Genomic DNA, 22,976 nt, shown 5'->3' with positions numbered 1-22,976 from the left:
CCTCACCCCCGCCCGATCAGTTCCGGGGGCGACAGCGTGCGGAGGACGACGAGCAGGTCGCCGGTCACCGGGCCGAACTGCTCCGTCGTGCTGGTCGCCGTGAGGACGCGCTTGCCGATCTGGTCGCGACGCAGGATCAGGATCGAGGTCCGGAGGGTGCCGTCAGCGGCCACCTCGACCGTGCTCGGCGCGCTGAGCGTGCCCTTGTCCCAGGAGAGCCGGACCGTCTCGCCGGGTGGCATGTCCTCGCCGTAGGCGACGACCACCTGGCCGGGCCGGGCCACGGCCGGCACCACGCGGATGGTGGGTTGCCGCACCTCGAGCGGTGCCAGAGCCGTGTTGTCGGCGGGCACCGGATCGCCGGTCGCCGATATCGCCTGCGTGAGGACCTGGCTCCGGCCGGCCGTCGTCGGCGTGAGGACCACGTCGTAGGTGCGCACCTCGCCGGGAGCGAGGGCGCCCAGGAGACACGGCGTGCCGGCGAGGAGACAGGGCGGCGCTTCGGTGCCCGGCGTCGTGCCGGGCGGCACGCTCGGCACGACGAAGGTGGGCCACGTCGTCTGCCAGACGACGTCGGCCGCCGCCGCCGGGCCGCGGTTGGTCACCGAGACCGTGGCCCGTCGATGTCCCCCGACGTAGCCGACAGGCGCGTCCAGCGCGACCGCGACCCCGAGGTCCGCGCCCGTCGCATTCACGACGTACGGCGCGGTGGCCTCGTCGTTGCCGGCGACGGGATCGCGGGTCTGCGACGCGACCGTCGCCGTGACCCGACCCGCGGCAACCGGGGCAGGGTGCTGGAAGGCGACCTGGTAGACCCGGGACTCGCCCGCCGCCAGGGCCGGGAACGTGCAGCCCGACCCATCCGCGGCGCAGTCCGCGGGAACGGGCGCGACCGAGAGCACGGCGCCCGGACTGAAGCCGGTGGTCAGGGCCTCACCGGCCGCCCGCCCCGGGCCGTGGTTGGTGACCGTCACGGTCGCGCCGAGGCTCTGGCCGACGACCGCGGGACTGCCCGTGACGGCGACCGTGACGCCGACGTCGGCCGATGCCGGCTCGTAGACGGGCTCGGTCTCGGCGCCGCGACCGTCGGTGATCGTGCGCAGACCGGTGCCGTCCGGGGCGATCCCCCAGATGCCGCGCTGGTCCGGCTGCCCGACGGGCTGGCCGGCGAAGGCGATCTCGGTGCCGTCGGGCGACCACGCCGGATCGTCGGCGGACGAGATGGTCGTCCGGCTGGGCGTCCGTGCGTCGCGGTCCCAGGTCTCCCCCGTGACGGCGACGCCGTCGCCGACGGTGATGCTGGTTCTCGTCCGCCAGTCCTCGGGCAGGGTGATCAGGTTGATCTGATGGTCGGTGACGTAGGCGATCCGCGTGCCGTCCGGCGACCACGCCGGGCTGCGGCCGCGCACCCCGAAGCATCCGTCGCCGCAATCGTGCACGAGCGGCACCCCGTCGGCCGCTGGCTGCGCCGGATCGAGCAGGACCAGCTCGGAGTCCTCGACGGCGCCTTCGTAGCCCCAGCGGCGGGCGACGGGCGATGTGCAGCAGCCGGCGGAACTGTGCGCACGGGCCACGACCAGCCGGTCGCTCTCGCGCGACCAGCTCGGCGAGGTGTCGGCGACACCGGCCTCGTGGGCCAGCGGGGTGGCCGTGCCCGCCGCGATGTCGTAGACCCAGACCTGCGGCTCGGTCTGGAACTCGACGTCCCAGCGGACCCGGACGAAGGCGACCTTGGTGCCGTCCGGCGACCAGGCCGGGTCGAGGTCGATGTCGCCGGCCTGCCGGAGCGCGGCCGGCAGCAGCGGCTCCGGGTCGGTGCCGTCCGCGTCGGCCACCATCAGGACTCGCTCCGCGGTGAGCTCGGAGCCCGCGGAGCCGGAGCCCTCCACGTCGGAGCTGTAGGCGATCCGGGTCCCGTCCGGGGAGTACGACGGCCCCGCCTCGTCGGCAGCGAAGGTGACGGCGCCGTCGGTGATGACCTCGTGGTGGCGAAGGACGCGCCGCTGGCTGCCGTCGGTGGAGCGCACGTCGGACACGTCGGCCTGGAGGACGCGCGACTTGCCGTCGACATCTCGGTTCGATCGCATGGTCACGGCGAGGCGGGCTTCGGGGACCGAGGTGCTGGCGGTGAAGTCGCTCAGCCAGTGCGGGTGTGTCACGCCGACTCCGGGCGGCAGCCCGGCCACCCGCGTCTCGTTGTCGATCGAGGGCAGCGACAGGTCGTCCGACGCATCGAGTGTCGGGCTCGGGACGTCGGCGATGCCGATGCCGCCGTACACCTCGGGATAGGTGGTGGAGTACGCGAGATGGCGTGGGTTGGTCGGCGAGGACCAGGCCGGCTCGCCGACGTCGCGCACGAAGAAGCTGATCGGGTCACGGCCGGGATCCTGCGGTGAGACCAGCTCGATCCGGTCGCCGTCCCTGACATAGGCGATCCAGTCCTGCACCACCGGCACCGGGAAGCATCCCGACTCGCAGCCGTCGGGTGGCGGCGGGATGACGGAGTAGCGCATCGCCGCGGGCTGCGCCTCCTCGGCGTCCGGGGTGGTCGTCAAGGCGTCCGGCTCCTGCCACGTGTCGTCTTCGTCGCGGCGGACGAGGAAGAGGTCGGAGAGCTCGCCCGGCTCGGCCCGGGTGAAGGCCAACGACCCGTCGCCGAGCCAGGTCGGCCAGCGGTCGTCCGCGCCGCCGTCGGTGACCTGGGTGATCGTCCACTTGTCCGGATCGCAGATGCCGGCCGCGGCAGCAGAGGCGGCGGCCTGCTTCACCGGCTGCGCCGCGGTCGCCCAGCCCGGCGGCGGGCGCGCGGGACCGGCCTCCGGAGGGAGCTGGGCCATGTAGATGTTCCAGTCGCCCTGGGCGTCGGACGCCCAGGCGATCGCGCTGCCCGCCTCGTCGACGACGGGATGCGTCTCCACGGCCGTGTTGCAGGTGATGCGGTCGTCGCCGAAATACACCTCGCCTGCAGGATCGTCGCGGGTGCTGACGTACGCCGGTGGGCGCCCTCCGGCCCCGCCCGCCTCGCCCTCGTGACGCGGTGGGTCCTCGTAGCCGTCGCCTCCGGTGAGGCCGCTGGCCGGACCCGCCTGGCTGTAGCGGACCGAGCCGCCGTCTCCGGTCGCAGCGACGTCGATCCGGTAGAGCCCGTCGCGATCGTCGGTGAAGGCCAGTCGAGGCCTCTGGGGCGCCTCGAGGTCGAGGGTCGCGGTGTCGGCGACGACCGGGTTGACGCCGTCGTCTCCGCGGAAGGTCAAGGTGTATCTGCCGGGCTCGGTGCAGGTCACGTGCCCGACCGCGCGCGAGCCCCGGTCGAACGTGCACGTCCCGGGCCCGGCCGCGGACCACTCCATGGGCAGGGGCGAGGTCCGGTCGTCGGAGGCGGCGCCCGCGATCTCGACCGGGCTCCCCACCACGCCGCTGTAGGGGCCGCCCGCGTCGACGTACGGCGCGCTGTCGGTGCCGACCGGGCGGTAGCAGTTGCTGAAGGTCCACGACAGCACGTCGTGGTTGGCGAAGAGCGCACCCGTCGCGGAGGTGAAGCCGAGGAAGGCGTCCTGCGCCGGTGCGCCGCTTCCACCCAGCACCGCCGGGAGGTCGACCTGGTAGCTCAGCAGCGGGTCCGCGGGGCGTTCCTCGCCGTCCGAGAGACGCAGCTCCAGCATCTTGGTGCCACCGTCGTAGTCGACCCAGGCGTGGTGCACCACCGGCTCGTCGAGCACCATGCCTTCGGGCAGCAGAGCCGTGACCACCGAGTGGATGCTGCCGTCCAGGTCGATGCCGACGTGCTCGGGGCCGATCCACGACGTCGGGTCGACACCGGCCGGCGGCGGGATCCCCTCCTCCTCGGAGATGGGAGGCTCGACGTAGCCCTGGAAGTTCCACCAGTTGTCGAACTCGATGCCGACACTCTGCGCGAGGCCCTGGTAGCCGATGCCGCCGCCGGACCCGCCGATCACGTTGTCGACGTTCTGGACGGTGAAGACCAGGCCGTCGGCACCACTGGGGTGCCCGTCGACCTCCGATTCCTGGCCGGAGAACCTGAAGTCGAACTGGGTGCTGAAGGACGCGCCGTCGAGGAGGTTGACCTTGCTCTGCGTGAACACCGAGCCGTGCTGACCACCCACGGCGGGGGTGACCCGAAGGACCCGCCCGCCGTCGGCCGTCGGGAAGGTCGCGCTTCCGTTCGGCGTCAGCGGCGCCGCCCACGGCTGGTCGAAGGTGTCGTAGGTCGTCGTGCTGCACGTCTCCGGGATCGGGGCTGCCGCCGCGGACCCCTCACCCCCGCCGAGGCCGACCGTGAGCAGCGCCGCGACACACACCGCCGCCAGCGCGGCGCTGAGCGGCCTGAGGGAGCGAGCACGTCGCACTGATCCTCCTCGGTCGTGGACCCCTTCACTGTGCTGTCTCCCACCCGCGGTGGCACCGGCCGCGGGTGGGGCGATTCGGGCATCGCGTGGCGTCCGAACGGGCAATCCCCGGTCCGACCGGATCAGATGAAGCCCTGTCGCAGCGCATAGGCCACCGCGTGCGAGCGGTTGCGCAGCTGGAGGCGGGTGGTGATGTCGTGCAGCACGTTCTTCACGGTGCGCTCGGAGTAGGCGAGCCTGGTCGCGATCTCGCTGGTGTCGCAGCCGTCGGCGACCAGCCTGAGCACCTCGATCTCACGGGCGGCGAGTCCGTTGAAGGCGATGCCCCGCGGCCCGAGCACTCCCCGCTGGAGTGCGCCCACCTGGTCGAGCAGTCGGCCGAGGAGGTCGGGCGGGACGGTGCCCTCCTTGCGGGCGGCGCCGACGATCGCGGCGACCAGGCGATCAGCGGTGGCCTCGGGCCGACGGAGCACGGCGACGACCCCGGCCTCCACGACGTCGACGAGCTCGCTGTCGTCGATGTCGCCGACCACCAGCACGGTCGCCGTACTGCCGTCGTCGCGGCGGGCGCGGCGCAGCTGGCGGATCGTATCGTCGTTGACCCGGTCGGCGACGACGATCGCGACGGCTGCGTGTTCGGTGTCGTCAGGGGTGAGAACGCGGACTTCGCTACGCGGCCGGAGGTGGCTGACCACACCGGCCCTGAGAATGGGGTCGACTGCATGGACGTCGACGCGGACCTGACTCTGCATGCTCGTGGACGCTCCTGTCCTGATCCCGACCGGCCTGGGGGAACCGGTCCTGGCGAGCACATCAGAGGGCACTCCGCGTGCACTCAACGCCGGCTCAACGGGCAACGCCGGCTGCCCGGAAGTCCACCCCGACGACGGGGCGACCGCGCGCGATCGTCCCTACGTTGGCAGGGTGACGACTATCGCCAGCCTCGACTCCACCTCGGTCCGGCTCGACCCGGGGGCGGAGGCGGTCATCCCGCTCCAGATCCGCAACAACGGCACGGTCGTCGAGGGCTACGAGCTCTCCGTGATCGGCGTTCCGGCGGACTGGGCCATCGTCGAGCCGTCCACCGTCTCGCTCTACCCCGGCACGGCGACGACCGCCACGGTCACCTTCCGTCCGCCGCGCTCGGCGCGTACGCCGGCGGGCGAGCACGGCTTCGGTGTCAGCGTGCTGCCCACCGAGCACCCCGAGCATGCCGTCGTACCCGAGGGAACCGTCGAGCTCCTTCCCTTCCTGGAGACGACGGCGGAGGTGGTTCCGCGGACCTCGCAGGGTCGCCGCGGCCGCCACCAGGTGGCGATCGACAACCGCGGCAATGTGCCGGTCAACGTGATGGTGCGGGCCGCGTCCGACGGCGGTCGGCTGGCGTTGAAGGTCGATCCCGTCGGTCTCGAGATCCCGCCCGGTGAAGCCCGGTTCGCCCGGATCAGCGCCAGGTCACCTCGCCCGATCTGGCGGGGTCAACCCGTCACTCACCCGTTCATCGTGGAGGTCGCACCCGAGCGCACGACGCCGGTCGAGCTGGACGCCACGTACGTCCAGACGCCCGTCGTCCCGAAGTGGTTGCTCTGGTTGCTGGTCGGCCTGCTCGCTCTGGCGCTGGTCCTTGCGACGTTGTGGTTCACGCTGCTGAAGCCGACGATCGAGTCCCAGGCAAGGGACGCGGTCGGGGAGGCCGTCGCCGATGCGCAGCAGGCGGCCGGCGAGGCGAAGGAGAACGCCGAGTCGGCCAACAAGTCGGCGACCGACGCCCAGAAGTCGGTCGACAAGGTGGCTGCCGACAAGGAGGCGCCGCCGAGCCAGATCATCAGCGACCAGAGCAAGCGACTCCACGTCGTGACAGCAGGCAGCAGCTCTGATCAGCTCGAGTTCGAGGACAAGAGCGTGTTCCGCATGACCGACGTCGTGCTGAGCAACCCGCAGGGCGACTTCGGGCGGGCGCAACTGCTCGTCGACGGCGACATCCAGATGGACGTCGCGCTCGAGAACTTCCGCGATCTCGACTTCCACTTCGTCTCACCGGTGGTCGCCAACAAGGTGATCCGGCTGGACGTCACGTGCCGCACACCGGGCACGCCGCCGGACGACGAGGCGGCCAAGACCTGCGACGTGTCAGCGCTCATCGGCGGCGAGCTGTCCCGCCCGGCCCCACAGAACTGACGGCGTCGTCGACCACGCCGAGCGAGGTCAGCACGGCCAGGTAGCCCTGTCGCGCGCGCTGCGCCTCGGCAGAGTCTCCGGCGCTGTCGCAGGCCTTGATCAGCAGTCGCCAGGCCGCGTCCCGCCAGCCGTCGATCTCGATGCTGCGTCGCGCAGCCGTTGCTGCCTCGTCGGGCCGACGGCACTCCAGGTGCAGTCGACCGAGCTGGAGTGCGGCCTCGGCGGCGCGCCCCCGCAGGTGCTCACGGCGCGGCAGCACCCACTCCGCCGGTCCGTCCTCGGGCAGCAGGTCGCCCACATAGCGGTCGAGCGCCGACCCGAGATGCAGGACGGCCGCGTCGACGGAGTGTCCCGCGCAGGCCAGGTCGGCCGCGACGAGGTCGTCCTCGAAGGACCTGACGTCGCACTCGCTCCCGTCGGGCAGGGCCAGCAGGTAGCGGTCCCCGTCCCGCACCAGGAGCCGATTGGCGCCGCGGGCCGCGCCCGGCTCGAGCGCGGTCCGCAGGCCGGATATGCACACGTGCAGGTTGTGCAGCGCGGCGGCGGCGTCGAGGTGCGGCCACATCCCGTCGGCGATCACCTCGCGGTGCACGGGGCTCCCGGCGTGCAAGGCGAGCAGCCGCAGCAGCGTTCGCGCGCGCGGTCGTACGCCGTTCAGGTCGGCCGGCGAGCCACCGACCTCGAACCGGAAGCCACCGAAGCACTTCACCGACACCGGCGGTGTGCGATCTCCGACCACCGTGGCGAGCCCCGCCCCGGTGAGGGGACGCTCGGTGTCCGGGAAGGGCACGCCCAGCTCCGCCAACTCCTCCCTCGCTCCGTCTTCCATCGCCGGGTCGGGGCGAGAACGGGCCAGGGCGAGACGTGCCAGCGCCAGTGCGCCGGGAACCTGTGCGCTGTGGGCGAACCCGACGGCCGACTCCGCCTCGCGGGCCGCATCGGGTAGGAGCGCTCCGACGTCGGCGAGCGCGAGTCCGCTGCGCGCCCAAGCCTCCAGGGCCGGTGCATCGAGCTCTCGGCAGCGGCGGGCGGCGTCCTCGAAGACGAGGCCGGCAGGAACCCTCGCGGTCAGCTCGGCGTACCCCCGGACCAGGGTGAGCAGCAGAGCGCCCCAGACGTCGCCGCGCGCGTCCGCCGATGCGACGTCCGCGGCGATGAGGTCAGGCGTGCTCCGATGAGAAACCCCGGTCGCCAGCCTCGCCACCCACGGCAGTCCGAGGTCGTGGCCGTTCTCGGCGATGTCGCTCGCGTCCAGCCTGGCCGCCGGGTGGAGGGCGAGATCGACGAGGTCGAAGACGCAGCCCAGGACGGGGTCGGTGACCTGGGACCGCCATCGGGCGACGCCGTCGCGGGCCGCGGTGAGGTCGCCGGCGATGACGTGTTCGAGGAGAGCGAGGACGGAGCGCTCCTGTCCACCGAGTGCCGCTGCGCGGTCCGGGTTCGGGCGTCGTACGGCGCTGCGAAGCAGCTCGAACCACCGCCGGTCGGGCTGCAGGTCCCCCTCGGTCCACATCCGGCAGAACCGGTCCAACCGCGCGGCGGTCGCGCCAGCCTCCGGGTGGTCCGGCGAGGGTCCCTGCTCCAGGAGGTCACGAGCCACGCGGAGGTTGCCGCGCCGGGCGGCCTCCTCCGCCAGCGCGGTCCTGACGAGCGGATGCGCCGCGAGGTCGTGGGGCGCCTCGCGCAACCAGCCGAGCTCGCCGTCGACGACGTCACGCCAGTGTGCGGTCAGCAGCGCCAGGGCCTCGGTCCACGCGCCGCCGGCGGCCCAGGCGCGAGCCGCTGCGGCGGCCTCGGTGCGGGCGACGGAGCCGGACGACCCGTCGACCCGACCGGAGAGGAAGGCGCCGACGGCGCGGAAGCGCCGCTCGAGCCCCTGTCTGCCCTCGTCGGCCGCGATGCCCGCCAACAGATGGCCACGCACCACCTTGGGGAGCGAGCCACCCGGACCGCTCGGGTTCGCGATCACGACGCCACGACGCACCAGACGCGCCAGGACCTCCTCGCTTCCGCTGAGGCCGGCGAACTCGTCGCCGTACTCGCCGAGCAGCGTCTCGAACGGAGCGGTCGCCCGGAGCAGGGCCAGCTCGTCGGCGTCCAGTCCGCGGATGAACGTGCGATCGACGTAGCCCCCCGCATGCCTGATGACGTCGCTCAGAACGGGGGTGCGGGTCCGAGATCCCCGAGTGTCGGACGCCAGCAGGGTCAGGTGCAGCGCCGCCGCCCAGCCGTCGGTCTCGTCGGCGACGGCGTGGGACTCGTCGAAGTCGAGCGCCGCGCTCCCGTGCGCCCGGAACAGCTCGGCGACCTCGTCGGCCCGGAACCGCAGCTCACGCGCCCCGACGACCAGGCTGGGCAGCTCCGACCGCGCGAGGTTGAGCACCGGCTGCACGCGGCTGCCGATCATGACATGCACGCGATCGGGGGTCGCGAGCAGCAGCCGCTCCAGGACCGCCCCGACCCGGTCGTCCGCGATGCTCTCGAAGTCGTCGATGACGATCACCACCGGATCCCCGATTCCGTCCAGGGCGGCAACGAGCTCATCGAGGCTCGGCGTGCGCGCGAGCCGTGGACAACGGGGCCGGAGTGCGGCGGCCAGACCGGTCAACAGGTCGGCCACCGGATCCGCCGGCTCAGGGTCGGCTCGCCACCACGCCACATCGACGGACGCCTGTCGCGCCCACTGGGCGAGGACGGTCGTCTTGCCCCAGCCCGGCGGCGCGGCGACGACCAGCAGGCGCACGCCCAGGACACGATCGAGCGCAGCCAGGAGGCGGGGACGGACCTGACCTCGACACAGCGGTATCCGCACGTCGGGCGGTGGGAGCACGCGGTGGCGCGGGCGATCCGACGGCACATCCGGCTCGCCCGCCATCGGGGCAGGGGCGATGCTCGAGGTCGGATGGGTCGCAGCTACATGCACCTTCAACATGACGCATTCCTTCGGGCTCCGAGCGCCCCCAAACGCTCCGCTCCCCGAGACGGGCTGGAGCCCCGCCCCCGAGTGCAGACCACCGTAGCGCCGCGGCAGGCCGCCTGTACCGGAAATGCTCGGTTCTTTAAGCCTCCGCGTCGACCACTCCAGGACCCTCGTCCGGCCCGGTTGACGTGTTGGTTGACGCATGCGTCGGACCTGGTGGCCGGACGCGGGAGCTTGACGATGTCGGTCACGTTCGAGTCCCTGAGGTGGTTCGGGGTCCCGTCTTCTACGGGCCGCTCACTTCAAGGAGAGCGCCGGGACGACCGTGATACATCGGGCTCGGATCTGCTGCGACGGCGCCCCCGGTCAGAACCCGTCGCAGGCATTGGGGTCGTCGAAGTGTCCCGGCGTGGTCGGGTAGGCGCTGCCGTTGCCGTGGGCCTTGGCGTCCGCGTTCGTCACCAGCGCGAGCTCGTCGTGCGCGGAGGTGCCGGGCGTGAGGACGTCCGTGGCCGAGCGTCCGGCGCCGATCCCGAAGGCCCAGTCCTGCAGGAAGTCCTCCACCGACGGCGCCTGGATCCGGATGTCGTTGAACCCGCCGTAGGCCGCGTTGCAGTGGCTGTAGAGGTTGTAGACACCCGACCAGTCGATCAGCCGGTCACCCGGGTTGGGGCCGTTGTCCGCGACATCGCCCTGCATGACGTCGCGGTCCCACCCGCCGTAGATCCAGTCGACGCCCTGGTGGTGCTGGTTGTCGTCGAAGGACGACGGGGTCCCGTCGACGTCGTTGGCGCGGTCGGTCATCTCGAACCACGAGCACGGATCGGTGGTGGGCCCGCCCTTCTTGGTCGTCACCGGCACCGTGCCGGTGGTGCAGGTGCGCCCCGTGTGGGCCGGGCCGACACCGTAGACGCCGCGCGGGCGCCAGTCGATGATGTCGGCGTCCTTGCCGCCGGCGAGGTGGTCGATCAGGGAGCCGTCCGTGCCCGGGTCGGCCAGGCAGGCGATGTCGGTCGGCACACAGGCGCGGCCCACGCCGCCCCAGATCAGGTCGTTGCCCCGGTCGCCGAACACCACGTCGCCCCCGGCATCGCCGTTGGCCAGGTCGGCGCCGGCACCGGCGTGGATCGAGTCGTGCCCGTTCCCGCCGCGGATCCGGTCGGCGCCGCCGTAGGCGATCCCGTCGAGTGGCATCTTCGTGCTCGTGGCCGAGCCGACGAGGTCGGTGCCGTCGACGTCGTGATGCAGGTCGGCCTCGCGGCTCACCGATCCGTCGAGCCGCGAGCGGTAGGTGACCGCCGGCGGCTGGTTCAGCGTCGTCGACACGGAGTCCGAGCCGTCCTCGTAGCGGTTCTGCACGCCGCCGCGGTCGCCGAGGATCGCGTCCTCGCCGTCGTTGCCGGACAGTACGTCCTCACCGAGCTCGCCGTAGATGTCGTCGTCGCCTCCCCCGCCCTGGATCCGGTCCGGGCCGTCCTGTCCGTACAGGACGTCCTGACCGTCGTCGCCGTCCACGGTGTCGGCTCCCCAGGCACCGCTCACCTCGCATGTCGAGGTCGTGCTGGTGCCCGTCGTCGGGCAGAACCGGGTCGAGCTCGCTCCCCCACCGGCGACACGGACCTTGGCGTGACCGGTGCGCAGGGCGCCGTAGCGCTCGGAGTAGACCTGCTCGGTGTGGTCGTCCTCCACGACGCGGGCGATCGAGCCGTTGTCGGCCACGACGAAGTCGTCGTCGCCGTCGCCGTGGATGACGTCGTCGCCGTCGCGATACGCCTGGCGGCTCCAGCCGCCGGTGATGTCGTCCTGGCCCGCTGTGACCGCGGCGCCGTCCACGTCCGGGGTGGTCCAGGCCGCGCCCGCCGGTGCGGCCACGATCTCGGTCCCGGAGAGGGCGACGTCACCGTGGATGCTGTCGGCTCCGCCGTTGCCCTCGATGTAGTCGTCGTCGCCGCCACCACTGATCGCGTCGTTGCCGTCCTGGCCGAGCACCACGTCGACGCCGTCCTGCCCGGAGATCGCGTCGCCTCCGGAGTGGGTGCCGTTCGCCGCCGCCGGAACGACGCCGTTGAGGTCGTGGAGGACGATCCGGCGGCCGGGTACCAGCGCGGACTGGAGGGCGTCCGAGCGCTCGGTGCGCCAGTCCCGCTCCGCCGCGGCTCGGGTCAGCATGCCGTTGTCACCGATCACGAGGTCGGATCCGCTGCCGCCGTACACGTCGTCGGCGCCGTCGGGCTGGCCGATCCCGCCGGCCGCGTTCGTCGTCGTCGAGGCGGAGGAGCCGCCGGCGAGGTCGTCGTCCTCGCCGCCACCCAGCACGAGGTCGGAGCCCTGCCCGCCCTCGGCATAGTCGGCGTCCGCGCCGCCGTCGGCACGGTCGTCGCCACCCTGGCCGAGGAGCAGGTCGGCGTCCTCGCCGCCGGTCATCGTGTCGGCCCCGGAGGTGCCGCCCACCGGTGCGTCCCCGAGGTCGTACGGCGCCACGAGCCGCTGCACCGCGACCCGGTCGAACGTCAGCGGGACGAGCTCACTCGGCAGGGCGACGAGCGGCCGGGTCAGGGAGCCGTTGTCGCCCAGCAGGACGTCCTGGCCGGCGTCGCCGGCGAGGGTGTCGCCCGCATCCGGCTGACCCGTGAGGTTCGGCGCGACGCCGGACGCCGGGGTGAACGAGCCGCCCACGATGTCGTCGTCGCCGCTCCCGCCGCCGACCGAGTCGGTCCCGGGTCCGCCCTCGCCATAGTCGGCTCCGGCGTCGAGCAGGATCGCGTCGCCGCCGCGCTGGCCGAAGACCACGTCGGCCTCGTCCCCGCCCTCGATGGTGTCCCCACCGAAGAGCGTCGCCGACGGTGATCCGGCTCCCTCGTCGGCCAGGTCCACGCCACGGGAGACGGCCAGGCCGCGCCCCGCCATGACCGGGTGCGCATCGCCGGTGCGGACGATCCGGGCGTTGTCGCCCGCGATCACGTCCTGCCCGTTCCCGCCGTACAGGAAGTCGTCGCTGTCCGGTCGGCCCGGCTCGGAGCCGGCGAAGAGGCCGCTGGCCAGCTCGGAGGAGCCGCCGGTGACGTCGTCGTCCCCGGTCTCGCCCCAGATCCGGTCCGTGCCCGCGTTGCCCTCGATGACGTCGTCACCCGCGCCTCCGTAGCCACGGTCGTTGCCGAGGCCGCCGTAGACGAGGTCGCCGTCGTCGCCGCCGGCGAGGTAGTCGCCACCGCCGAGTGAGGAATCCGCCGAGCCGAGGTCCGTCGGGTATGCCGCCCCGGCCGGTTGGTCCGTCTGCGCGTTGTCGCCGATCAGCCGGTCGGCGCCACCGCCGCCGAGCACCGTGTCGGCCACGTCGGCCAGGCCCGCCTTCGAGGTCCCGCCGAGGAGGACGTCCGCCTCGGTGCCGCCGTCGAGCCAGTCGACACCGTCGTTGCCCTGGATCCGGTCGGCGTCGGCGCCGCCGTAGAGCCAGTCGGCGCCGGTGTTGCCGTAGACGCGGTCCGCTCCTGCCTCGCCGTAGCCCTGGTCGCTCCCGCTGCCGCCGTAGGCGAGGTCGTCCCCGTCGCCGAGGTAGAGGTGGTCGTTGCCGGCGTTGCCGCAGACCAGGTCGCCTGCACCACCGGCATGCACCCAGTCGTCGCCACCGCCGGCGTTGACGGTGTCCACACCGTTGCCGCCGATGATCAGGTCGGCCGCGTCCGCGGGGACCGTGGTCTGCCCGGGCTCCTTGCTGACCGGGTCGGACTGCTCGACGCACTTGTCGACGGTCGTGTCTCCGAAGATCGTCGACGTGCCGTCGGAGCCGTAGATCCGGTCGCTGCCGGTGCCGCCGACCAACAGCTTGGGGCTGCCACCCGCTCCGGGCAGCACGTCGACGTCGCGGGCGCTGCCGAGCTCGTCGGTGATCGATCCGGGTGCGCCGACCGTCGCGGGCGCGGCGATGACGTAGTCGTCTCCGGGGCCTCCGTAGATCTCGTCCGAGCCGCGACCGCCCGACAACACGTCGGACGCGCCGCCGCCGTACACGACGGCCTTCTGGGCGGGAAGCGATCCGGTGGTGACGAAGTCGCGGCCGTTCGAGCCGTAGACCTTGTCGGAGCCGATGCCCGAGTCGACGGTGTTGACGTCGCCCGCCGCGTCCCCGGCGCCCTCGCCGGTCTCGTCGATCTTGGCGTACGAGCCGGTGTAGACCTCGTCGTCGGCCGAGCCGCTCTTCATGACATCGCCTCCGGCACCGCCCACGAGGACCGAGCTGTGCGCGCGGTAGAGCGCCTCCTTGGTCGTGCCCTTGATGCCCTGCGAGTCCGCGAGGATGCTGTCGTTCGCGGTGCCGATGGTGTCGATGCCGCCGTTGCCGGACAGCCGGACCTGGCCGAGGCCGGCGGCGATCTGGTCGGCGCCCGGGTCGGACAGGCCGGGGTCGAACAGCTGTGCGTCCGCCGGGTCGGCGAGGGTCGCCACGTCGATCGGGTCGGGCAGGTCGGTCTGTCCCGGCTTCTCCGGGGCGAGATCGACCTTGCGCGCCTTCGAGGAGGCGACGAGCGAGCCGTCGCCGGTGACCGTGTCCTTGCCGTTGCCGACGGTGATGTTGTCGCCCTTGGGGCCACCGGCCACGTGCGCCTGGACCGAGTCGGCGGGCTTCGACAGGTCGGTGCGGTCCATGGTGACGACGCTGTCGACACCGCCGCCGGAGTCGACCCACGAGTCGCCCTCGCCGGTGCGGATGATGTCGTCGCCCGAGCCGGTGAACACGACGGCCTTCTTCGTGAAGGCGACCGGCTTGGCGCCCGCGACCGGTGCCGAGCCTCCCGTGAAGGTCACGGTCAGCTTGCCGGCGTACCCGCGGCCGTCGAGGACCACGGTGTGGATCGGCTTCTCGGCGGTGTCCGGGAACGACTCGGTGATGCCGAGCCCGCGGACCTCGACCGCCGCGGCGTGGTCCGCGCCGTCCTGGGAGTACGCCGGAACCTGGCGCACGACCCAGGTCTCGTCCTTGTTGTTCGCCGCCCAGAACGGGTCGCCTCGGGGGCCGCCTCCGCCCAGCTTGCCGGCGAAGACGTAGAGGACGCCGCCCTCGGTGCCGCCGAGCCGTGGCGGCGGCGGCGTGCAGTTGGGCTTGAGGTTGAAGTCGAGCAGCTTGATGTTGATCAGGGTGAAGTCGAAGCTGACCGAGAACGGGCTGACCCCGATCTCGACGAACACCTTGATGTAGAGCGAGAGCTCGCCGCCGACGTTGAACAGACAGATCGGGTTGTTGGCCACGGCCGCCGCGAACTCGAAGAGCCGGAACTTCCCGTCGTTGTTGGGGTCGTTCCAGTAGAAGCCGACGGTGAGCTTGATGCCGCCGACGACGCCGACCTCGAGGACTCCGATGGACACCGAGGCGCCGGCCTCGAGGTAGCCGGTGAACCTCACCACGGGGATCGGGACGCCGTTCTTGTCCACGGTCTTGAAGTAGAGGCTGTCGAGCACCTGGGCGGCCTCGCCCGTCTCGATCGCCCGGCGGATGCCGTAGGTGTCGAAGCCGGCGGCGATCCGGAGCTCGACCGACGCGCCTCCGCCGATCACCATCATCACCGGCGGCGGGGCGTAGATCGGCCCGAACGACTTCTGGAACTGGAAGCCCAGGCTGAGCGGGCCGCTGTCGAACTCCACCAGGGCGATGTCACCGCCGGTGATCAGCTCGAACAGGATCGTCGGGTCCTCGATCACCGGGATGGCGATGCCGGACGTGAGACTGGCCTTCGGCTGCACCTTGCTGGCGAGCTGGTTGGAGGCGTCCTTCGCGTTGATCTGCTGGGTCGCGCCGGCGTTGGGCTGGTACGACGGACCTTGTTTGTCGATCAGCGTCTTGGCGTTGCCCGCGGTGCTGTTGGTGGTCGCCGCGCGGTCGGCCAGCAGGTTGAAGCTGCCGATGTCGACGCCGCAGGTGTTGCCGTCGCACTTCACCCCCGCGAGCAGCTCCTTGACGGTCTTGATCGCGTCGAGGAAGGGCTTGATCTTCGGTCCGCCGGCCAGCGTGTTGAAGGTCTCCGCGAGCGAGGCGATGGTGACCTCGTCACCGCCGGCCGCCTTGGACAGGTCGGAGATGACCGGCATCGGGGTGAAGATGGTGTCGATGATGGGCTGCAGCGGCTTCGTCGCGTCGATGAGCTGCTGCAGATAGGGCTTGAGCGCCTTGCCGAAGAAGGCGCCCGCGTCGAGGGTGACGTGGTTGAAGGCGATCTTCAGCCCGGAGGTGTCGGCCGGGGTGTTGCCGGAGCCGGCACCCCAGGCCCAGGTCAGCTTGAAGTCCGCGGAGACACCGGGCAGGGCGGCGTCCACGGACGCGGCGAGGTGCCAGTCGATGTCGACCTTGGCGGCGAGGCTGACGACGATGGTGTCGGCGATCCGGGCGCGGCCGATCTCGGCCAGGGTGAGGGCGTCGTCGCCGTCCTTGATGTCGATGCCGAAGTGGCCGACGAACTCGGGCGTGTTGGACTTCTTCGTGACGTCGACGTTGACGATCGACAGCTGGGCCTTGAGGTCGGGGTCGTTGGCGTTGGCCGCCTGGTCCAGCTGCAGTGCCGCGCCCACCTCGAACTCGTTGGCGTCGGCGGTGTCGATGTAGAAGCCCTTGCTGCGGCTCAGGCCGATCTTCACGTCCAGCGCCCAGCCGACCTTGCCGCTGACCGATCCGCCCTCGCCGGTCTTGAGGGACAGGCCCGGCAGGCCGAGGTCGATCGGCAGCTTGCCACCGGCGCAGTTGCCTCGGGAGCCGCTGTCCTGGCAGCCGTTGGCGGCCGAGACATCGCCCTGGCCGAGCACGAGGCCGAGGGTGACGCCGTCGATCTCGGTGAGCGAGTCGTCGTCGGCACAGGGGCCGGCGTCGAGGCGGTACGCCGCCGTCTGGGCGGTGTACGCCGTCGACATGGTGCCCTTGTCCTCGAAGGTCACCGTCGGCTTCGTGACGGTGCCGACCCAGGTGTAGGCCGAGGTCCCCGAGTCGGTCTGGGTGGCCCGCAGGATCTTGTAGCTCGTGGCGGTGTCGACCGCGGTCCAGGTGACGGTGTTGTACTTCGTCGCGGACAGGGTCGCGGCGTTGGTCACGGCCGCGCTCGCCTCGGAGGGCACCGAGTCGTGCTCGTTGTTGGCTGCGTCCTTGAAGGTCGTGACCACCTTGTAGACGTACGTCGTCGTGTCGCCGTCCGCGGCACCGGTCGCCGCGGCGGTGGGCGCGGGCGACGGCGGGTCCAGCGTCCGGCGACAGCTGAAGTCGACCTGGATCCCGGTCGCGCCGTTGACGACGACGCCGAGCTTGTTGGCCAGGGTCGTGGTGAGCAGGGTGCGCGCTCCCCCGACCGTGGTCGGGTCGCCGTTCTCCGTTATGAACTGGTCGATCTTCGCGCGCGTGGCGCCCATGAAGTCGGCACCGGCCTGCAGGTCCTTGCCGACGATCGGCATCTCGCCGTCGTTGGAGGCGGTGCGCAGCGCGGTCTCGGCGTAGAACAGGTACTGCTGGAGACCCTCGGCGAGGGTGTCGAACTTGAACGGCGTGCCTTCGAGGATCGACTGGAGTCCGCTCGGGAGCACGACGGCGGTGCTCGTGTCGCCGAACACGTCGGCCAGGTCGTCGCCGGCTCCCATCGTGCTGGTCACGGTGAGGTTGTTCGCCGGCACCTTGGCGCCGTTGACGTAGACCGGGAAGTCCGCGCAGACGATGACCGCGTCCGCGGCGCAGGCGTCGCCGTCGGTGACTCCGACGTCGAAGCCGCCGCTGAAGAAGTCCGCGATCTTCGCGGTGCCCGTGGCGGTCGCGCCCTTGATCTCGACCCCGAAGCCGGCGTGGAAGCTGCCGGGGTCGGGCTCCGTGCCGAGCGCGACGCTGATCGGTCCGATGTCGGCCCCGAGGCGGGCCGGGTCGGCGGTCACCTCGACGTCGAGGTCGATCGCGGTGGCGGATCGGTCGATCAGCGTCTTGTTGACCGGGTCGAGCATCGCCTCGGTGGTCAGCGGCACCAGCAGACGCAAGGTGACCGTGCCGCTCGCCTCGACGCTCAGCTCGCCGCCCGCGGTGCCGCCGACGAGCTGCTGGTCGCCGAACTGCAGGTTGACCGGCCGCGCCACGCCGTAGGCCCGATGCCAGGTGAGGTCGAGGCGCAGCTGCTCGCCGCCGGCGCTGCCCCCGTTGGCGTCGACGAGGCCGAAGTCGATCGTCGAGTCACTGCCGAGGGCGTCCTCCGCCATCGCGATGGTGTCCTGCAGCGAGTCCGGGGTCAGCTGCTGCAGCCGGTGGACCGCGCCGAGCAGCTCGTTCTCCACGAGGTACGGCGTTCCGTCAGCGGGCTCGGTGGTGAACCGCGGCGCCAGGACCAGGGTGTGGGTCGTCCGGCCGATGACGGTGGCGAGTGTCGACCCCACGACGACCTGGCGGCCGACGTAGGCGTCGTCGAACTCGGTCTCGGCGTCGGTCAGCCAGGTGGTGGCCGGCACGTCGCCGGACGAGTCGTGCTGCTCGTAGGTGACTCCGCCGGCACCGCTGGTGCCCGCGCCGATGAGCTGGCCCACGGAGGACCCGACGAACGGGATCGGGGTGTCGAGTCCACCGCCGACGAGGGAGGTCAGTTCGCTGCCGACCTTCTGGAGCGCGGACTGGACGCCGCCGAACAGCGAGGTCGGGTTGTCCGGCTCGAAGTTGAGCGCCTTGAGCAGGGCCGCGCGGGTCGCGTCGGCCGGCGTCACGGTGACCTCGCCGGCGCCGATGCCGTCGGCGAGGGCGGCGACGCTCGCGGCCAGGGCCACCGAGGTCGAGTTCTCGCCGTCGGCGAAGGCGTCGGGCGCGTCGTCGACGCTGATGTCGAGCGTGGCCTTCACCGATCCGCCGAGGGTCTGGGTGAACACGTCGTCGGGCGAGGCGGAGGTGCGCACCGCCTGTTGGCGGACCTGCTCCACGAACGCCGGGATCGGGATGTCGCCGCTGCCGGTGAGGGCGAGCGTCTGCAGATGCTGTCCGTCGGGGACGGTCATCTCGACCTTGCCGCCGATCGAGAGCGCGAGGAACCCGCTCGACGTCTGGATCTGGACGGGCGAGGTGATGTCGGCGTCGGCGACGAGGACGTCGCGCGCGGACCGGCGCAGCATGATGCGGTCGCCGGCCAGCGGCAGCGAGGAGATCACCCGGGCGAGACCGCTGTCGTCGACCTGCTGGAACGGGCAGGGCGCCGTACCGGCGCCGGGGTCGCAGTCGGGCACGGTGTCGCCGTCGCCGTTGACATAGGTCAGCGGCGCGCGCAGGTCGAGCGCCATCGGCAGGGTCACAGTGACGTCGGGAGTCACCGTCGCCGTGGAGGTGTCCGCGTTGGCGGTGGCGATCCCGGTCGTGGCCTCGAGCGTGCCGGCGAGCTCGGGCGCACCGGTCTTGGGGTCGGCCGCCTGGATGGAGAAGACCGTGCCGTCCGTCGGCTCGCCGTTGGACCATCCGTCCGCGGTGAGGGTCAGGGCGTGCTCGCTGTCGATCGAGGCGATCGTGCCGTACGACGTCCCGGCGCTCACCCGGCGTCCGACGAGCTCGGCGCCGCCGGTGCCCTGAGGACCGTCGAGGTCGACGCCGGTCGCGGTGAGGCCCGTGGCGGAGTAGGTGCCGATGCCGGTCGTGGGTGCGCCGAGGATGTTGAGCTCGAGGTCGCTCTTCCCGCTGCGCGTGGTGCGGATGGTGAAGCCGACGACCTTGGTCGCGGCGTCGAAGGTCGCCGCGTCGGCGCCGCCGAGGACGTCGATGCTCCATCCGGAGGAGGCATATGCCGCGGTGTCGAGCGCGGCGAGCATGTCCTGCAGGGAGGCGAACTTGGGCTGACCGGGGGTGTGGTCGTTCGTGTCGGCGTCCGGCACCTGGTCGGCCAGGAACGCCTTGATGCCGCCGACGGCGTCGATGGCGTTGCCGATCGAGCCGCGCATCAACGGCAGGTTGCCGTCGCCCGCGTCCTGCATCCCGATGATCGCGGAGGCAGCCTGGGAGAGGCCCGCGGCGAGATCGCGCGGCGTCAGGGTGAGGAAGGGCTTCGCCGCGTCCGGTACGACGGCGCTCACGCTCGGCGTCTCGAAGGTGGCCGGGGACGTCGAGCTGAGGTCGACGGTGCCGCCGACGCTCGGCAGGTTCGCCACCCGGTCGTTGGCCCGCGGCTCGGCCACCAGGTGGCCGGCCAGCGAGCCGGTCCGGGCGGCGGTGACGATGCCCGTGCCCGCGCCGTCCGCCGCCAGTTCGCCGTCGTCGACCGCCGGGGTGTCGGGGTTGTCGAAGGCCAGCGTGCCGGCGGCGTCGTTGTCGGGGTTGGCCCAGGTCGTCACCACATTGCTGGTCAGGTGGTAGTCGGTGTCGCCGGCGGTGCCGACGACCTTCACGCCGAGGATGCCGAGACCCGCGTTGAGCTGCTTGCCGTCCGGCAGGTCGGCCGTGGTGGCGATGCTCAGCGACGGGCTGGTCAGGCTCGCGAGGCCGCGCGATGCGTCGTACCCGAAGGTGAAGGATCCGCTGAGCGTGCCGGTCACGTCGATCCCGCTGCCGGTGCTCAGGCTCAGGGTGCCGTCGTCGGAGCGGATGTCGAGGCCGGCGTCGGTCGCCACCGTCCGCTGGAAGCCGACGGTGATGCTCTGGGCGGTCGGCTTCGTCGCGGTGAAGGTCCAGCCGTCGCCGTCGGCGCCGTCGATGTACGACGTCAGCTCGTTCAGGTTCGTCTTGGTGTCGGCGTCCGCCAGCTGTCCCCCGGGTGCGAGTGCGTCGCCGAACGCCGTCGCCAGCCCCACCGAACCCGCAGGCGTGACCGCGAGCGTCGGCAACTGCTGCGACAGCGCCGTGCTCGACGCCACCTGCGGGAGGAACTCGGCGGCGAGCCGGTCGAACAGTCCGGTGATCGCCGCAGTCGTGTCGTCCGGCGCGGAGGCGCGGGCAGCGGGCGGCGGCACCGCGAGCCCGAGGGCAGCGACGGTGGCCAGGGACAAGATGGGCGCGACGAACGCGCGACGACAAGCCTTCATGGTGGAGGGTCCTGAAGATGTCGGCCCCGGGCCCGGAGGTCCTCGGGCGATGTCGGTGCCGGGATTCCGGCCCCGTTCTGCTGCTCACGCAGTCTTCGCGCCTTTACCTGGCAGTGCACTGAAAACCCAGAACTGGAAGGCAAAGACTTGGGTGTGCAGCTGTCCACTCAGACCGACAGCTGGATCGCGTTGGACTCGGCGTCGTCGAGCTCGTCGGCGTCGAAGATGAACGCCTGTGCCGTGTAGGCGCCCGGTCCGTGACGGTCGACGGCGTCCCTGAGGTCGAAGCTGGCCTCGAACGAGCCGTCCGGCCGGGAGAGGGTCACCAGGTTCACGACGTCCCGGCCGCCGGGCTCGCTGACGTCGATGACGATCCGCTGGTCGGCCACTGCCGGCCGCACCCAGCCGTGGACGACGTACCCGAGCTCGCCGAGCTCCTTGTCCTGCCCGACCTCGATCCTGATCTCCGCCTTGCGCCGCACGTGCACGCGATAGAAGACGCCGCCGATCGGATAGAACCGCGACGCGGCCGGGTCGCCGTTCGGCATGACGCTGACCGGGTAGGACCGCTCCACCTGGCCGCGGACCCGGACCGGCGCCAGACCGACGTACTTGGCATGGTCGTCGCGCTTGTCGTCGTCGCGCAGGCTGCCGATCCGGTACGCCGCGAGGTCGTCGGTGGGCCAGATCGCCACGTCGATCTCCTTCTCGGCCAGGCCGTCGAGCCAGACCCATGCATGCGGGATCTGGGCCATCCACCCCTCCGGAACGCCCGTCAGGGAGACCCGGACGGCACGCCGCTCGTCGACCGGGTTGCGGATCGCCGTCCGGACGAGCACCGGCTCACACGGGCTGCCACCGGCCGAGATGAAGTCGGCGACGTTCTCCTGGGCGGAGTTGTTGTGTCCGCTGATCTCGCCCAGCTGCGCGGAGGCGTAGGCCTTGAGGCAGGTGTGCTTGCCCACGACCGGCACCCAGTTGCAGGTGACGTCCGCCGATCCGTTGGCGGCGATCGACGGAACCGTGCTGATCCCGATCGGCGACCAATTGCCGTTGTCCCCGACTCCGGGCGGCGTCACGGCGTACTGCGTCACCTTGACGTTGGTCGCCCCGGTCGCTCCCGAGACATGCACCCGGGACACGAACTTGTTGACCTTGTCGACCCGGGGCCGGTCGCCATTGCCGAGCGGCCGACCCTGGCTGTCGATGGTGTTGTCGAAGGAGCCGAACGGGTCGCGGTCGACCCAGATGTCGGGTGAGGTGTAGTCCGATCCCCACGGCTCGACCTTCAGGTCGAACGAGCCGTTGGGGTCGTCGGAGATGTTCTGCGCCCACTCCACGCGCACCCGGCAGACCAGCGGCCGCGTCTGTACCGCGTCGTCGAGCACGGTGATCCTGAGCGCCCGGGCCGGGTCCTCGGCGAACTGGTCCTTGAGGAGGGTGACCTGGTCGTGCATGAGGGTGATGAACCGCGTCTGCTGGTTGTTGTTCATCACGCCGGCGATGGCGCGGGTCACCACGACACCGCCCTGGTTCGCCGATGCGCCGAACGGGATGTCGTCGTCGAAGACCTGCGCGGTGGTCCCGGGACGCTGACGCACCTGGACGTAGTACGACAGCGCGTCGGAGACCTTGATCTTCACCAGGTGGACGCGGTTCGGGTCGCTGTCCTCGGAGAGGCCGTGCGCGACCACGTCGATCGTGAAGGCGTTGGCGTTGTGGTCCCAGACCAGCTCACGGACATTGGCGGGCTTGTAGTAGCCGAGCTTTTCGAGGTGGTAGCCGGAGAACAGGGGGTGGCTGTCGTGGTTGCCCATCATCTCGAAGGGGGCGGCGGTGGCGGCCCCGGCATCCACGAGGTCCGAGCCGTAGACGTCCTCGCCGAGGGTGCCGGTGCCGTCACCCGAACTGGTGGGAGCCGAGACGATGTTGTGGCCGAACTCGTGCGCGAACCGCCCCCACTCGGCTCTGTCGTTGATGAACAGGGTGTTGATCGCGTTGTTGGTCGTCAGGTTGATCGAGATGCGGTTCGGGTCGCTCGCCGGGAGCCCGTTGTCGTAGGAGAACGTGCTCTGCGACCCGCCGCCCCAGGCCCGCACGAACGTCTTGCCGGTGAACGTGACGAAGGCGATCATCTGGTAGTCGTTGAGCTTCAGGCCCTGGTCGACGGCGGCCTTGGCGCCGATCGCAGCGATCCGGTCGAGCTGGTCCTGTCGGAAGTTCTCGACGTTCGGCGACGTGTCGACGAAGTCGGCGAGGGTGCCGTCCAAGGTCGCGAAGTTGGTCAGCGCCGTCGTGACGACGGTCTGGCCGTAGCTCGCCTGGTCGTAGAACGTCCGGACCGTGGCCCACTTGGCGTCGACGTCGTTGCGGGTCGCCGTCGGGTTCGTCGGCGCGGTGTCGTTGGGCTGCAGCATGACGACCAGCACCTTGATCGTCCCCTTGGCCGGCACGTCGCCCGCGCCCGGTGTCGGCGTCACTCCCGTGGTCACCACCGGCGGTCCGTCGGTCGTGTCGTC

6 protein-coding genes are annotated in these 22,976 nt (G+C 71.5%); 1 reads left to right on the top strand and 5 read right to left on the bottom strand.

Annotation, left to right across the window (positions count from 1 at the left end; all coding sequences use genetic code 11):
• Positions 1–2 precede the first annotated feature (2 nt).
• Positions 3–4,367, bottom strand: a complete 4,365-nt coding sequence (locus FHP29_RS12565) for a lectin-like domain-containing protein (protein ID WP_139623183.1) — start codon at positions 4,365–4,367, stop codon at positions 3–5.
• Positions 4,368–4,489: 122 nt separating this feature from the next.
• On the bottom strand, positions 4,490–5,119 hold the full coding sequence (locus FHP29_RS12560) for a LuxR C-terminal-related transcriptional regulator (protein WP_139623182.1): 630 nt from the start codon (positions 5,117–5,119) through the stop codon (positions 4,490–4,492).
• 172 nt (positions 5,120–5,291) lie between these two features.
• Between FHP29_RS12560 and FHP29_RS12555 the strand changes: the two genes are divergently transcribed.
• Entirely contained in the window at positions 5,292–6,545 is a 1,254-nt protein-coding gene (locus FHP29_RS12555; protein WP_139623181.1) for a COG1470 family protein, read from the top strand.
• On the opposite strand, the gene FHP29_RS12550 is transcribed toward FHP29_RS12555, so the two are convergent.
• From FHP29_RS12550 to FHP29_RS12540, 3 genes are all read right to left on the bottom strand, one after another.
• Complete coding sequence (locus FHP29_RS12550; protein ID WP_476703664.1) at positions 6,505–9,420, bottom strand: BTAD domain-containing putative transcriptional regulator; 2,916 nt, start codon at positions 9,418–9,420, stop codon at positions 6,505–6,507. The two genes, FHP29_RS12555 and FHP29_RS12550, sit on opposite strands and share 41 nt — an antisense overlap.
• Before the next feature lie 411 nt (positions 9,421–9,831).
• Complete coding sequence (locus tag FHP29_RS12545; RefSeq protein ID WP_139623179.1) at positions 9,832–20,457, bottom strand: calcium-binding protein; 10,626 nt, start codon at positions 20,455–20,457, stop codon at positions 9,832–9,834.
• 167 nt (positions 20,458–20,624) lie between these two features.
• The coding region (locus FHP29_RS12540) for a hypothetical protein (RefSeq protein ID WP_158296556.1) at positions 20,625–22,976 on the bottom strand (2,352 nt) is incomplete at its 5' end.

The sequence above is a fragment of the Nocardioides albidus genome (assembly GCF_006335005.1).
GTDB lineage: Bacteria > Actinomycetota > Actinomycetes > Propionibacteriales > Nocardioidaceae > Nocardioides > Nocardioides albidus.
Note: the sequence above shows the minus strand (reverse complement) of the source record. Positions and strands in the feature narration are given on the sequence as shown.